Below are 13,974 nucleotides of genomic sequence, written 5' to 3'. Positions count from 1 at the left end.
GGCAATTAGTTGGTTCCCTTTTCAACTGATGGGCACGCATCGCCCCCTTGGGGCCATTCAAGGACCAGAGTTCGTTGTCTAGGAGCTGACAGGCAGCTATCGAGTACCGCACGCAGTCGGGAGACAAGATTATGGCCCACATGAGCGATGTGCGAAACATTGCGGCGCAAGGCCGTTATGAGCTTGCGATTGACGGACAAGTCGCGATTGCAGTTTATGAACGGCGCGATGGCGCCTTGGTCTTTACCCATACTGAAGTGCCCCAGACGCTCGAAGGGACGGGTGTGGGCAGTCGTCTCGTCAAAGCTGCACTTGCCGACGCGCGCGAGCAGGGCATGAAAGTCGTACCCATCTGTCAGTTTATAGCAAGCTACATCGAACGTCATTCCGAAGAGCAGGACCTGCTTGCGCTCGATGCGCCGGGATAAGCAAGAGGTTGAAGTGGGGCTGAGCATGTGGAGCTGGATCAGCCCGGAACGCCCCGAACCCAGGCTGCACCTCACTTGCTTGTATTTTACAACGCCCCTCCTCCCAGTCAGTACATATGCTGACCGCCGTTTATCGAAAGTGTGCTCCCAGTGATGAATGCAGCATTGTCGCTGCAAAGAAAGGCAACACCGCGGGCAATCTCCTCTGCCTGACCCAGCCGACCAACGGGGATCTTCGCTACGATCTTGTCCAATACCATTGGAGGCACGGCTGCTACCATATCAGTATCGATGTACCCCGGAGCAATCGCGTTTACGGTGACACCATATTTTGCGCCCTCCTGAGCCAGCGCCTTGGTGAAGCCATGGATCCCCGATTTCGCTGCTGCATAATTTACTTGGCCATATTGGCCTGACTGCCCGTTTACCGAACCGATGTTGACGATGCGGCCCCATCCGCGTTCGCGCATGCCGCCAAAGGCGGCCTTGGCCATGTTGAAGCAGCCGCCAAGGTTGATCCGCATGACTTCATTCCAGTCATCGAAACTCATCTTGAACAATACCCCATCCCGCGTGATCCCGGCGTTGTTCACAATAATGTCCACGGGGCCCAAAAACTCGCTGACGCGGGCGCAGCCATCCATACACGCCTGATGGTCGCCGACGTCCCATTTAAAGCTTGCGATGCCTGTCCGATCTGAAAAGGCCTGAGCTTTCTCTTCATTGCCAGCGTAATTAGCAGCAACGGTATAGCCCATCTCATTCAGAGCTACACTGATTGCCTCACCAATCCCGCGAGTACCTCCGGTGACGATCGCTACCTTGTTCATCGCATTTGGCTCCTATTACTGAAAGGGGGGCGGCTTCTGACGCTATTGCGCGGGTTCGGCGGCTTCGATCAGTATCGCCGCGAAATCCGCCACCTGAGACGCTGGATGTAATTAGACGGCGGCAAAAAACCGGGCCGGCAGTTTGCCGGCCCGAGTGAGGAATCCTCCGAAGAGGATTCCCGGGTCGCCTCTGAAAGATCGTGAATGCTAAAAACCGCCGCATCACCTGATCAGGCTGATGGCTGACCGAATGTGACGCTCTCACGTGGGCTTTGAATTCCCTACTCGACACTATCGGCTGCAGCCCAGAATCGCTCCTGAAGCGATTTGGCTCCCAAGGGCGTCAGCCCATGTTTTTGGGTACTATAATCAGGATTAAACCAGGATGGATGTGGCGCAGCTAAATCATTAGTCTTTTTCTCAAGAGATTTCGAACCTATCACCATTCTAGTGGTCAAAGCAGCTAATCCTCATCCTAATCCGAACCTTGCTACCGAATTCCTTTAGCTAAATAATACGACGACTGCGTATTATTATGCCGATTTTCTTCCGTTAGGCTTGTTCTTGTAGTGGATTTACTCAAATGGTCGATTCGTAGGAAGCCGAAAAGTTTGTACGGAAGCGTACACTGATAACTGCTGCCGCCCCCAGCGAGTTACCCCTTTTACTCCTCGCAACTCGTACGAAAAAAGGGAACGATCGAGCAATTTGAACGCTTCAAACAGTTGATAAGACACCGCCGAGAATTCGACGGGCGCCACCGCCACAGGAGGGGCTCAGCGACATGCATGGCAATGCGAGCGCTGCGAAATGCAATAACCTGCTGCTCGCAGGAATGACGCCCCAGGACCGACAAACTCTCTGGCCTGATCTGCACGAGGAAGAGCTACCTGCCCGTACATATTTGGAGCGCACCGGCCGCCGGTCGGAAAAGGTCTATTTCATTGAATCGGGCGTCGTCTCCTTGCTGGAAACAGGCGATCTGCGAAATCCAATCGAAGTAGGGCTGATCGGCCTGGAAGGCATGATCGGAGCCAGCTCTCTCGTGACAGACCTCTTCCCCCAACGCGACAGCTACGTCCAGGTTGCAGGGCGCGCTTTAGCGATTGACCGACTTGAGCTCCTACAAGCAGCCCGATCCAACACCAGACTTCACGCGTATTTGCTTCGCTATGTGCAGACACAGATCGCCCAGATGAGCTTGACACTCAGCGCCAGCGTTCGCGCCAATGTACAGATTCGCCTAGCGCGCAAGCTGTTGATGTACCATGATCGGGTAGGCTTGGAGGACTTGCCACTCACGCATGAAAACATGTCCCTGATGCTGGGCGTTCGGCGGGCAAGCGTCACCCATGCCATTCATGGACTGGAAGGCCATGGTTGGGTCAGGGCCCAGCGCGGCCTGGTGACGATCCGGGACAGGCAGGGGCTGGAGAATTACTGCGGCCCCTTCTACGGGGTCGCGGAGCGCCGGTATGATGAGATCATGAATATCGAACGGCTGACATGTTCGGGGCGAGCATCGCAGATTGCAGACTCCACCGCATCGCGGCATTGAAATGCTACAGGTCTGGAGGCATGTCGACGAAGGCACGCCCCACCCTCAAAAAGTTTCAAGGTGGGCGCGGCTTCACCCGTGGCAACTAAACCGATGCGCGCAGCATCCTGATCCGAGCGCGGTCGAGATGCCTCCCCTTGGCCGTTCCGCGCAGGGTGCGATCGGCAAAGCAGCTTTTTGGCCGCTACGGCCAAACCAGCCGCTCTCGAGTTCCAGAATTCAAATTATCGACTAGTCTGAAGCCGATCCGCTTCAGCCGCGTTATCAATAAGAGACCGAGGCGCACCCACAGGAGAAATAGCATGCGCACGGATAATCAGACGAGCGCTACTGGCCGGGCCAACCTGCTATCGGCGGCAATCGCTAAAGAGTGTGCGAGCCCCATCTCCTGCCGCCCCGCCCTTTCCAGAATAAGCTGAAACATGGTTGTCGTTGGCTGGAGGCTCGCCCCCCATAGTCGCGAGCAGCTCCTCGCGCGCTTTAGCCCGCGCTGGCCGGACGTTATTGCTGACCACGTGACCCTGGAGGCGAACGCCGGCACACGAACGCCTCTCCCGCCATCAGTCTCAGCAGAAATCGTCGGCGAAGCCGATGATGGCAAAGGTCTGCAGGATATGGTTGTCTCGATCGATGGCGGCACTGATCGGCCTGATGGGAGCACCTACCACATCACCTGGTCACTGGATCGAGCGACAGGCCGTAAGCCGGTCCAAAGTAATGAAGTTATCAAAAAGCATGGTTGGCGTTCATTGAGCGAGCCTGTGCCGGTCACACTCATCCCCGCGAGGGTCGGCTAATGCAACTATATCTGGACTGCGATGGCGTCCTTGCCGATTTCGACCGGGGAGCCACTCAAATTCTCGGCATGTCTCCACGAGAATTCGAAAAGCGTCGCGGCATTGCCGCTTTCTGGCGCGAGCTTGCCCGCCACCCCGACTTCTATGGCACTCTACCGATGATGCCGGACGCGATGCGCCTGTTTAAAGCGGTCCGGCATCTTGACCCAGTCATCCTGACCGGCTTGCCCCGCGGTAAATGGGCGGCGCCACAGAAAGTTCGCTGGGCGGCGGAGCACTTCCCGGGCGTCAGAATCTTGACCGTCATGGCCGTCGACAAGCGCCACCATGCGCAGGAAGGAGACATCCTCGTCGACGACCAGATGAAGCACGCTCATCTTTGGGAAGGCGCCGGCGGCATCTTCGTTCATCACCAAGATGCCGGGAGCACGCTCGACAAGCTGAAGGCGCTTGGCGTTCCTGTCAGCGACACTGATGGCGTTTCCCCCTAGCAGGAGAAGGGATCGAGCAATGCCTGACTTCGTCAAGCAGCGAGAGCATATGGTAAAGGTGCATCTGGCCCAGCGCGGGATCCGCGATCCGCATGTGCTTAAAGCCATGCGCAAGGTGCCGCGCGAACGCTTCGTGAGTGAAGGGCTGGAAGAGTTCACCTACGAAGATTCTGCTCTTCCGATTGAGGAGGAGCAGACGATCTCGCAGCCCTACATCGTTGCCGCCATGATCGAAGCGGCCGAAGTGCAACCGGGCGATCATGTGTTGGAGGTCGGAGCAGGCTCCGGCTATGCCGCTGCCGTGATGGGCCAAATCGCGCAGAGCGTCGTCGCGATTGAACGGCATCCCGCGCTCGGCAAGCTGGCCGCCGCGCGCATAGCTGCACTGGGCTACGACAATGTCGAAATCCGGATTGGAGACGGCTCTGCCGGAGCGCCCGACGACGCGCCGTTCGATGCAATCCTCGTTGCCGCTGCCGGTCCCGATGTTCCGCCCACCCTCAAGCAGCAACTGAAAGTCGGAGGGCATCTTGTCATTCCGGTAGGCGAGCTAGGCGACCAAAAACTCTGTAAAGTCAGCCGGACCGCCCAAGACCGGTTCGAGGAAGCGAATTTGGGAGCGGTGAGGTTTGTGCCGCTGATCGGCGGGGAGGGTTGGCGCGAGGATGGCAGCCGGGCGGCAAGCAACCATGTTCCCGGTGCATCTCGCCGCCTCTCTGTGCCAGAGATGATTGCAAAGGCGGCCGAGCCGCTGCCAGAGTTTGACGATCCCGCTTTTGGCAAGCTGTTCGACCGCTTCGCCGATCGCCGCGTCATCATGCTCGGCGAGGCAAGCCATGGCACAACTGAATTCTACCAGGCGCGCGCGGCGATCACGCGCCACCTTATCGAGCAGCACGGCTTTACCATCGTCGCGTTGGAGGCCGACTGGCCCGACGCCGCGCGGGTTGATCGCTATGTCCGGCACCGGCCCCGCCGCGAAGATGACGAGCCGCCGTTCCAGCGTTTTCCGACATGGATGTGGCGCAACACGGATATTCAGGCGCTGACCGGCTGGATGCACGAGCACAACAAGGCGAAGCCACTCGAGGCGCGTGCCGGCTTCTATGGCCTCGATATCTACAACATGTCAGGCTCGATCGGCGCTGTGCTCGACTATCTCGACCGTATCGATCCCCACGCCGCCGCGGTAGCGCGCGAACGCTATGGCTGCCTGACCCCTTGGCAACGCAATCCGGCGACATATGGCCGCGCAGCGCTCTCGCGCGGTTATGCGCAATGTGAGAAAGCCGTTATCGAGCAATGCCGCGATCTGCTGGAAAGGCGGCTCGATTATGTGGCGCATAGCGGTGATGATTTTCTCGACGCCGCGCAGAACGCCCGACTGATAGCTTCGGCTGAGCGCTACTATCGGATCATGTATTATGGTGGAGCCGAGAGCTGGAACCTGCGGGACACCCATATGTTCGAAACGCTCAGACAGTTGCTGGAAGCGAAGGGTTCAGGCGCAAAGGCGATCGTGTGGGCGCACAACAGCCATATTGGTGACGCGCGCCATACCGACATGGGCCAAAGCCGCGACGAACTCAACATCGGCCAGCTAGCGCGCGAGCAGTGGGGTGACGACGTCGCGTTAATCGGTTTTGGCACGCACACGGGCACCGTTGCAGCAGCGACCGACTGGGACGGTGACATGGAGGTAAAGCGCGTCAACCCTTCGCGCCCAGACAGCTTGGAGCGCCAGTGCCACGACAGCGGCGTGAGCCGCTTCCTGCTGGATCTGTCCGTCAATTGCGACGCTGCGCTGCTCGGGCGCTTAAGCGAGCCGATGCTGGAGCGGTTCATAGGGGTCATCTATCGTCCCGAAACAGAACTCTGGAGCCATTACAGCCAGGCAGTTTTTGCCCGGCAGTTCGATGCGTTCGTCTGGTTCGACGAGACAAGTGCTGTCACGCCGCTTGGCCCCGAAGACCATGAGGGCATGCCGGAGACCTACCCCTTTGGCGAGTGAACGACGCTATCGCCCGGGTACAACGACTCTATATTTCTAGTCATTGAACAGTCCGACCCTTTGCAGCCGCTCAGCCGCTGATTTTTGGTTCCTGACTGCGGACCGTCCTCTGTGGATGGCTCCCGCGTTGCAAGCATAAAGTGATGATCTGGCGTTTGGTCGGGTGCAGTCGTCTGTCCGGCCTGTTGATGCAGTCGGTGCAGACTGCTGGCCCTGATGGGGTCCGTGAACAAGGTCCGATCGGTTTAGCAGGCTCTTACGCCTAGGAGGGTCCTTGGGTTGTCCTTGTTCCCGGTCCGACCGGTTTTGCCATCACATCCTTCGCTCTCACAACCTCGTGAAGCTGATCTCCTCAGCTAAATTCTTGATCTATGCTGCCGCCAGCACAGGCGCATGCCCGCGTTCGAAGACCCCACCGCGCGCCATGACCGCCCATGCGATCCGCGCCATCTTGTTAGCGATGGCGACCGACGCGACGCGCGCGGGCTTTCTGGCGAGCAGAGCGACAAAGCGCGGATCGACCGTGCTGGGTTTCTCCTTGGCGTATCGAACCAATGCGGTTGCGCCAACGATCAGAAGCTGCCGCAGATATCTGTCGCCCATCTTGGTAATGCGCCCCAAGCGTTCCTTGCCACCGCTCGAGCTCTGCCGCGGAGTTAGCCCCAGCCAGGCGGCGAACTGGCGCCCCGAGGCGAACTGCGTGGGATCGGTGACCGATGCCGCGAGCGCCGTCGCGCCGATCGGCCCGATACCAGGGATAGTCGCCAGGCGTCGGGCCCTGTCGTCGCTCCGCTGCAGGGCGGCGAGACGCAGGTCGAGCTTGCGCAACTGAACGTGAAGCTGGAGCAGTTGCTCTGCCAGCATAGCGACGACGTTGGTCGCCTCGGTCGGCAGATCGAGCCTAGACTCGCGGTCGACGATCTCTCGCGCCATCTGCAGTGCCTTCACGATCCCGACCGGGATGGCGATGCCCAGCTCGGCGAGCACGCTGCGCATCATGTTGACCAGTTGCGTGCGCTGCTTGATCAAAAGGCTACGCACGCGGTGCAGCGACAACGCCGCCTGCTGTTCGCGCGACTTGACGGGCACGAACCGCATCGTCTGACGCGTGACAGCTTCGCAGATCGCCTCGGCGTCGGCAGCGTCGTTCTTACCGCGCTTCACATAAGGCTTTACGTAAGCCGCTGGCATCAGCCGGACCTCATGACCCAGCTTGGTCAGTTCGCGCGCCCAGTGATGCGACGTCCCGCAGGCCTCGGCGCCTACCAGACACGGCGGCAACTTCTCGAAGAACGGCAACATCTGCGATCGCCGCAGCGCCTTGCGAATCACGACCTCACCGGTCGCGCTGATACCGTGAACCTGAAAAACGTTCTTGGCCAAATCAAGGCCGATCGTGCTAATCTCCATGGCGGGTGGCTCCTTGCTCGGGTTTGCATGACAGCAACCCATCTTGGCACTTAGATGCCGTGAGCGGGAGCCATCCACCTCATCCGTTTATGGCGGCTCTCGACCCGTTGTGGTCGCCTAGGTGCCATTCATTTGTTCTCAGGAGCGGACCTTCCGCTCACCTCCGAAGATTATAGTTGGTGGCAGTCTTCCAAGCAGACCTAAGGGGGCAACTTGAAAAGATCAGCCTTCAGGACCTTACGGGCGGTATCAAGCCGCTCAACAGAAGGGCTGTCGCACACGACCAGAATTGCATTATCTTTGGTAGGCCAAAGCGCCAGACCCTCCGGATGATCGACCCCGCGCCCAAACGGCAGGTCTATCAGATGCTCTGGCCTGTGCAGCCGAACCCTTTGTTCGTGCTGCACTGGATCCTGGGCCCAGCCAACCCACCTGTAAATTGCACAGGGACCGCTCAGTCCCACCGTCGGCCCAGCAAGAATGAGGAGATCGTCGCCGCAGCGTTTGAGATCCCGGATGCCGAGCCCTTCCAAATCAAGCAGCCGCTTGGCGATGGGGCCCACCAACTCAAGCGAGCCCGACTTTTTGCCGACGATCTCCATTTCAAGAAGAACGGCATGGGTTCTGATGACCGGCCCGCGCAGGCCGAGCGCAACCCGGCTCCCCAGAACGGCGACCCCCTCTACGTCGATCCCACCCTCCTTAGCCGGGATTCTGGTGAAAGGAGCAAGAAGCGGGTCCTTACGCAACTGCTTGGATAGAGCATTGCCGCGCTTCGTCTGCCGCACCAGCCCGCTTCTGCGCTTCCCATCTTGGTGAATCGGGAGCCACTGCCTGCCTTGCTGCTTTAGAGGAATGCGAGCCAACAGGCATCTAGGTCGGGTGTCATTGAGGTCCGCGAGTTCGTCGAGATCGATACAGTCCTCGTTTTTCTTCCCCAGCTTTGGACGCGTGCGCGCATGGCTGCCGACGATCCACAGCCAACCATCGTCGACTGCAAGCCCTTCCAGGTCAGCTTCGTCGTCCGGATCCGCCAGGTCCAACAAACTGCTCAGCTGAAAACAGTGATGGTCTGCCCATATGCCACCCTCCAGACTGAGCCGGTCGATACCGCAACGCTCATCGGCGGCGAGGAACAGGCTGTCCCTGTAGCGGGTCGCGCCAGAGAAGTTCTGCAGGAGCTTAGTATCCTGCCCCTCGCCGAAACGAAGCTCCACCTGATCGACAGGGGTAGCCGGGTCAGACCACATGGTCATACTAAGCGATCCTCATGGTCTCAGGTCTTTTGCGCTTATCGCCTTTGCAGCTTCCAGCGGCCGATCAAGCTCAAGCTCTTTCGCGGCTGTCAGAGCATCGTTAAAGCCCGCTCCGCAGTAGACCGGAATGCCGTCCGCCTCGATGCCGTTCAGCAACCCTGCCTTCGTTCCCTGCTTGCAGCTTCCCTCAACATCCCTGATGAACACCGCAGCCACTCTGCCGGGAAAATCTTGAACGGCGCGCGCGTATATTTCCACGTCATGCTGCCCATTATCGCCAATCAGCAAGAACCGTAATTGTGGATAGAATGAGAGGATCGCCTCGATGGCGGCCAGCTTATGTGTACCATGCGCGACCTTGAGTAGCTTGTCCCGGTCGATACCATAGTCCGTCAGGAACATCGGCCCATGCGGGATCCCGTTCAACCCCATGAACTCGGCAATGAAGCCATAGAGATTCCACGGACTGGACGACACATAGAAGAAGGGCCGGACGGGTTCCTGATGGTCATGCGCGATCATCTGGTAGAGCTTTGCTGCCCCCGGCACCGCCAGCCGGTCGTCCGGCTGATCGACCAGCACACGGCGCCAGTTCTTGACGAAATTGGTCGCACCAGTTTCGATGATTGTATCGTCAATGTCGGAAATGACGCCCCAATGATCATCCGCAGCAGGTGCCATGATGGGCACCCTGATGCTGGCCGATTGCGCCTCCTGCTCAGGCGTCCAGAGCGTCGCGCTTTCCCAGCTCGTGGCATCCGGTAGCGGCTTGTCGATCGGAAGCGCGAAGCTGAAATAGCCCTCTTCATCGGACCGTGTCTCGGCAGTCCCGCCACAAGCATGGCACCGCACGCAGACGCCGGGCACCTCCTCACTATTGTAGATCGCCATCATCGCCCGCAGTCGCGACAATGTTCCCTCGCCAGCATCGAGCGGCTCTCTGTAACGGACCACGCGGCCTGAGACACACAGTTCATGGGCGTTGCGGTAGCCGGCATAGCTTAGCAGCCGCACTTTGCCAGCAAGGTCATCATTTTTGAAAAGCAGATCTTCGAACCGATCGATGTCGGATTCCAGACCAGCCGCTGCGGCACGAAGAAAGGTGCCTGTCAGGGAGAGCTGTTCATTCATGATTGAGCAACGAGGGGACCGTCAGCCGGTTCCGTCCTGAGCCTTTCCCCTCGATGGTGATGAACCTTACGATCCCTTCCGGCCACTCAGCCACCGGTTTTTGCCCTCAGACTCCGGACGGGCTGCTTTCGATCACCTAGCCTTCCAGCGGGTAAACTTCTGATTTCAAACCAAGGCGACCAGGGCCTCGGAGCGTCCAGGCTTGGCCTCAACCACATGGAGGGTGGGTGCGGAGCGGCTTTGGGCAATCGTGGGCCTCGCCGCCCTCGTGCCGATCCTGCTCGACGGGCTCACCGTCGCCCCGGCCATGCGCTGGCTGGACCGCCGACAGGGACGCGACCCTGACACGGGCGAGACGGCGGCCGCTTCCGGAGCGGGGTACAAGCATCTACAAGCCAGCGCGGGCGCCGCCCCGCAAAAGGTCGTTCCTCCATCGAACCAATATTTCCGAGCGGCGTTGATCCGGCATGACGGCCTTGTGGGACAGCGATGCGAACTGGCGCTATGCACGCGGCGTTGCGCGGGCCTTGGCGGGCGCGGTGCTGTTCGGCCTACCTCTCTTGATGACAATGGAGATGTGGTCGCTCGGTATGAACGTCGAACCGCGGCGCCTCGCGCTCTTCCTGCTCGCCAATTTTCTGCTGCTGGTCATCCTGTCGCGCTTTGGCGGGTTCGAACCGACCTCCAGCGTCACGGAAGATATCCTCGACGCCCTCGCCGCTTACGCCATCGGCATGGTCGCGTCGACTGCGGTCCTCTTCCTATTGGCGCTGGCCAACACCAGCATCCCGCCTGATGAAATGCTGGGCATGATCGCCATCCAGAGCATCCCCACCAGCTTCGGCGCGATGATCACCCGCAAGCAGTTCAGCGCCGGCGGCGGGGAGAGCGAAGAGGATCAGGAGGCGCGCACCGCCGGCTACGCGGGACAGTTGTTCCTGATGATGGCGGGCGCGCTGTTCCTTGCCTTCAACATCGCGCCAACGGAGGAGGTGCTGCTCATCGCGTTCAAGATGACGCCATGGCACAGCCTCGCCCTTGCAGGCGTGTCGCTGTTCGTCCTGCATGCGTTGGTGTTCAATGTCGGATTGACAGGACAGGAGGCGGCGCCGGAGGGCTATGGCGCGGGCAGGGTCTTCCTGATCTTCACCGTGCCCGGCTATGCCATCGCCATCCTTATGAGCCTTTACGTGCTCTGGACCTTCGGGCGGCTCGACCATGGCGATCTGGCGAGCATCGCGGAGAGTGCAACGGTGCTTGGCTTTCCAGCATCCATCGGGGCGGCTATCGCGCGCCTTGTCGTCTGAAGGGACCAGGATGACCAACCGATCCGCCGCTCTCGACCGCACGCCGCTCCTCGAGTGGATTGCGGCCGGCCTCGGCTTGCTGCTGCTGGCCGGACAACTGTTCGTGCTCGGGCGCGAGGCTCTCACCGCTGGACCGGACCAGCCGCCATCCATCACCATTCGGCAGCAGGGCGTGAAAGCCGCCGTTAATGGTTATGTCGTGACATTCGAGGCGATCAACAGCGCCGGCGGCACTGCGGCTGCATTGCAGGTGGAGGGCATGCTGGCTCGCCCGGGACACGAGCCCGAACGAAGTGTCGCCACCATCGACTATGTGCCGGGCCATGGCCGCGCTGAGGGCGGCCTGTTTTTCGCTCACGATCCACGCGGGGCAATGCTGACTATCCGTCCGACCGGCTATCAATCGCCCTGAACGGCACCAACTGGTTCCGCCGCGCACGCAACTCATGAGGCCATGGCTGACGCGGGCAACGTAAAAATGGGGTCTGACGGCCGCCTGGCGTGGCTCCCGTTCATTAGCGAGACAACCATAGCAGCACAGTATCGGGCCGCCTCAACTTCGGTTGGCAGGTCCACTTTCCACCCTACATCATCGTCTGCGGCAACGTGATCATGCCTCATTGATCTCGTTGCAGACAAGCATCCTGATTAGTGGCAGCGACCCTATGCGGCCGTTCAGTTGCCGATTTTCCGTTTCCAGGTGCGGCCCGTCCGCTTTGCTATTCGTGCGTCGCCGTCGATCAGAAACTGGATCATGGGGGCAGCAATATCCGCGCCGGTTCGCATGTCAGTCATTTCCCCGGTCAGACCGGGCTAAGCGCCGTCCCGTGACCAACGTCTGGATGACGAACAGCAGGATCAGGATAAGCGCTATCGCACCTACGAACAGGTCAAATCCCGACAGGACACCGAAATATCCGGGACCAGAGCCCAAGACCATCATCATCACCGTCAGCCCGATCAGCATCAGCCGCAATTCAGTGGGGCCAGCCGCCAGATAGGACAGCTTGAACTCTCCCAACACGCGAGCGGAAAGATAGGCATGGATCGACAGCAACAGATAGCCGGCCAGCGCCACCATCGCGACGTCCATGGTAACAAAAGGGCTGAGACCGATCCCAGCCAGAATCAGCAGCGTCGCGAAGCCGTCGCAGCTATGATCGATGAAATAGCCATAGGAGGGACGTTCGATCCGGCGAAAGCGCGCAATGCTACCATCCATCGAGTCCCCAAACCATTGGACAACATAGCCCGCGATGGCGAGCAGCAACCAGGATGAATGCAGATTGCTCCCGACATAGCCCAGGAAGATCATAACCGCGCCGATCATGCCCAAAGCGGTGAGGCGATCAGGCGTGACCCATGGGGGCATTTGGGCGCAGAGCCAGTTGAGTAACCGCCGTTCCTTCGCGGCAAGCCAATTTTCTTGGATTCTGGAAAGTGAGGCGGCGTTCTGTAACTCAATTGTCATAGGCCCTTATGCGGCCATCGGCTTCGAGGGGCAACGTACGAATGGCGCCTCCCGCTAAACGTCAAACGCATGGTAGATCATGTCATTTTGCAAGCCCGGCCCTTTGTCGCCGTTCCAAAGTGGGTTTCCAATTCCCAGGTGCGGACGAGCAGCTACTCGCTTTCTAATGTTCATGAGCCACTGCAGCTCGGCGCTGCGCCGGGCATTCAACCACCATTCGGAAGATAGTTGAAGCAAAGGCCTCAAATCCTGCAGCACGGCAGCGCTGCATTCCTCAATGGGCTCGTCTCGTGCATCGCTTACTGGAGTCGGGAAGTCCCGCACCATCCCCTCAAGACGCTGGCCACTGGGTCAAAGCTTGAATCCACCTCGCCCAGATGCCCGCAAGGTTCGACCATGCGCTAAGTCGCGCGTTCCGAGCAGTAACCACTGCTCCTATAGCCAGCCTTAGTTAGTGCCGCCGATCAGATCCCCTAGTCCGCCGAGTACCGAGCCCTCGCCCCTGTTCTGGCCCCCACGGCTGCCAGCCCCCGCCAGCATCCGCCCAGCCAAACAGGAGAATGGCAGGGACTGTATCCAGACCTTTGCGGGTCCCGTGAGCCGGGCGAAAAACAAACCCTCTCCTCCGAACAGGACGCTGCGGACTCCGCCAGCGCGGTCAAGGTCAAAATCTACTGTGTCGGTGAAGGCCGCGACACAGCCTGTGTCGACGTGGATCTGCTCTCCGGGTGCCAGTTTCCGCTCGACGATCGCGCCGCCCATCTGGACGAACACCCAACCGTCGCCCTCCAGCTTCTGCATGATGAAGCCTTCGCCGCCGGACAGGCCGGTCATGATCCGCTGCTGGAACTGCACGCCGATCGACACGCCCTTGGCGGCCGCGAGGAAGCTGTCTTTTTGGCAGATCAAGCGCCCGCCACATTGATCTAGTCGAATGGGCAGGATCGCGCCCGGTATCGGCGAAGCGAAAGCGACCTGGGCCTTACCCTGCCCGTCATGCGTGAACACGGTAGTGAAGAGACTTTCGCCCGTAACCAAACGCTTCCCCGCGCCCAACAGCTTGCCCGTGAAGCCGCCATCACTGGCCGCTCCCGTCACCGAACACGGTCATGCCGACGCTCGCATCCTTCCAGACCAGCGCGCCCGCTTCGGCAATAGCGCTCTCGCCCGGGTCCAGTTCGATCTCGAGGAACTGCAGCTCCTGCCCGATGATCTCAAAGTCGATGTCGTCGGCCAGGGCGGCGTTGCGATGATGCTGCCAGGGACTGGTGCTCGGCATGTCTA

Annotated in this window: 11 protein-coding genes and 1 pseudogene; 6 read left to right on the top strand and 6 right to left on the bottom strand. The window is 59.8% G+C overall.

All coding sequences use genetic code 11. From position 1 onward, the window contains the following. The first annotated feature begins 131 nt into the window (after positions 1 to 131). A complete protein-coding gene (locus tag B6S01_RS19235) occupies positions 132 to 428 on the top strand; it encodes a GNAT family N-acetyltransferase (protein WP_197053206.1) in 297 nt (98 codons plus the stop codon). A gap of 107 nt (positions 429 to 535) precedes the next feature. Here the strand turns inward: B6S01_RS19235 and phbB are convergent, their stop codons facing one another. After that, positions 536 to 1,258, bottom strand: a complete 723-nt coding sequence (gene phbB / locus B6S01_RS19230; RefSeq protein ID WP_037463951.1) for an acetoacetyl-CoA reductase — start codon at positions 1,256 to 1,258, stop codon at positions 536 to 538. A 784-nt stretch (positions 1,259 to 2,042) separates the two neighbouring features. Between phbB and B6S01_RS19225 the strand changes: the two genes are divergently transcribed. The 3 genes from B6S01_RS19225 (at position 2,043) to B6S01_RS19210 (ending at position 6,115) form a co-directional block, all read left to right on the top strand. Further along, complete coding sequence (locus tag B6S01_RS19225) at positions 2,043 to 2,816, top strand: Crp/Fnr family transcriptional regulator (protein WP_051908154.1); 774 nt, start codon at positions 2,043 to 2,045, stop codon at positions 2,814 to 2,816. 796 nt (positions 2,817 to 3,612) lie between these two features. Further along, complete coding sequence (locus B6S01_RS19215) at positions 3,613 to 4,104, top strand: 5' nucleotidase, NT5C type (protein WP_037463955.1); 492 nt, start codon at positions 3,613 to 3,615, stop codon at positions 4,102 to 4,104. A 19-nt stretch (positions 4,105 to 4,123) separates the two neighbouring features. Further along, a complete protein-coding gene (locus B6S01_RS19210) occupies positions 4,124 to 6,115 on the top strand; it encodes a protein-L-isoaspartate(D-aspartate) O-methyltransferase (protein ID WP_037463957.1) in 1,992 nt (663 codons plus the stop codon). Between the two features lie 369 nt (positions 6,116 to 6,484). Here the strand turns inward: B6S01_RS19210 and B6S01_RS19205 are convergent, their stop codons facing one another. The 3 genes from B6S01_RS19205 to B6S01_RS19195 form a co-directional block, all read right to left on the bottom strand. Next, entirely contained in the window at positions 6,485 to 7,525 is a 1,041-nt protein-coding gene (locus B6S01_RS19205; protein ID WP_037468469.1) for an IS110 family RNA-guided transposase, read from the bottom strand. 200 nt (positions 7,526 to 7,725) lie between these two features. After that, the gene (locus B6S01_RS19200; RefSeq protein ID WP_051908255.1) at positions 7,726 to 8,781 is read right to left on the bottom strand and encodes a DUF3616 domain-containing protein; all 1,056 of its coding nucleotides are present in this window, start codon (positions 8,779 to 8,781) and stop codon (positions 7,726 to 7,728) included. A gap of 12 nt (positions 8,782 to 8,793) precedes the next feature. Beyond that, entirely contained in the window at positions 8,794 to 9,912 is a 1,119-nt protein-coding gene (locus B6S01_RS19195; RefSeq protein WP_051908256.1) for an App1 family protein, read from the bottom strand. A gap of 467 nt (positions 9,913 to 10,379) precedes the next feature. On the opposite strand from B6S01_RS19195, the gene B6S01_RS19190 reads away from it, so the two are divergent. Both B6S01_RS19190 and B6S01_RS19185 read left to right on the top strand, forming a co-directional pair. Then, a complete protein-coding gene (locus B6S01_RS19190; protein WP_037466023.1) occupies positions 10,380 to 11,219 on the top strand; it encodes a TIGR02587 family membrane protein in 840 nt (279 codons plus the stop codon). A 10-nt stretch (positions 11,220 to 11,229) separates the two neighbouring features. Next, complete coding sequence (locus tag B6S01_RS19185) at positions 11,230 to 11,631, top strand: hypothetical protein (RefSeq protein WP_037466025.1); 402 nt, start codon at positions 11,230 to 11,232, stop codon at positions 11,629 to 11,631. 375 nt (positions 11,632 to 12,006) lie between these two features. On the opposite strand, the gene B6S01_RS19180 is transcribed toward B6S01_RS19185, so the two are convergent. Together B6S01_RS19180 and B6S01_RS19170 are read right to left on the bottom strand one after the other, a co-directional pair. Then, on the bottom strand, positions 12,007 to 12,690 hold the full coding sequence (locus B6S01_RS19180) for a CDP-alcohol phosphatidyltransferase family protein (RefSeq protein WP_037466027.1): 684 nt from the start codon (positions 12,688 to 12,690) through the stop codon (positions 12,007 to 12,009). A gap of 447 nt (positions 12,691 to 13,137) precedes the next feature. Then, a pseudogene (locus B6S01_RS19170) lies at positions 13,138 to 13,969 on the bottom strand (TIGR00266 family protein). Positions 13,970 to 13,974: the final 5 nt, after the last annotated feature.

The organism is Sphingobium herbicidovorans, from assembly GCF_002080435.1.
Lineage (GTDB): Bacteria > Pseudomonadota > Alphaproteobacteria > Sphingomonadales > Sphingomonadaceae > Sphingobium > Sphingobium herbicidovorans.
This window is presented reverse-complemented; position numbering and strand designations above follow the sequence as displayed.

What these genes read in the sequence shown, in the direction of transcription:
- B6S01_RS19235 (WP_197053206.1), top strand. Translation starts at nt 132, where the DNA reads ATGGCCCACATGAGCGATGTGCGAAACATTGCGGCGCAAGGCCGTTAT.
- phbB (WP_037463951.1), bottom strand. Translation starts at nt 1,258, where the DNA reads ATGAACAAGGTAGCGATCGTCACCGGAGGTACTCGCGGGATTGGTGAG.
- B6S01_RS19225 (WP_051908154.1), top strand. Translation starts at nt 2,043, where the DNA reads ATGCATGGCAATGCGAGCGCTGCGAAATGCAATAACCTGCTGCTCGCA.
- B6S01_RS19215 (WP_037463955.1), top strand. Translation starts at nt 3,613, where the DNA reads ATGCAACTATATCTGGACTGCGATGGCGTCCTTGCCGATTTCGACCGG.
- B6S01_RS19210 (WP_037463957.1), top strand. Translation starts at nt 4,124, where the DNA reads ATGCCTGACTTCGTCAAGCAGCGAGAGCATATGGTAAAGGTGCATCTG.
- B6S01_RS19205 (WP_037468469.1), bottom strand. Translation starts at nt 7,525, where the DNA reads ATGGAGATTAGCACGATCGGCCTTGATTTGGCCAAGAACGTTTTTCAG.
- B6S01_RS19200 (WP_051908255.1), bottom strand. Translation starts at nt 8,781, where the DNA reads ATGACCATGTGGTCTGACCCGGCTACCCCTGTCGATCAGGTGGAGCTT.
- B6S01_RS19195 (WP_051908256.1), bottom strand. Translation starts at nt 9,912, where the DNA reads ATGAATGAACAGCTCTCCCTGACAGGCACCTTTCTTCGTGCCGCAGCG.
- B6S01_RS19190 (WP_037466023.1), top strand. Translation starts at nt 10,380, where the DNA reads ATGACGGCCTTGTGGGACAGCGATGCGAACTGGCGCTATGCACGCGGC.
- B6S01_RS19185 (WP_037466025.1), top strand. Translation starts at nt 11,230, where the DNA reads ATGACCAACCGATCCGCCGCTCTCGACCGCACGCCGCTCCTCGAGTGG.
- B6S01_RS19180 (WP_037466027.1), bottom strand. Translation starts at nt 12,690, where the DNA reads ATGACAATTGAGTTACAGAACGCCGCCTCACTTTCCAGAATCCAAGAA.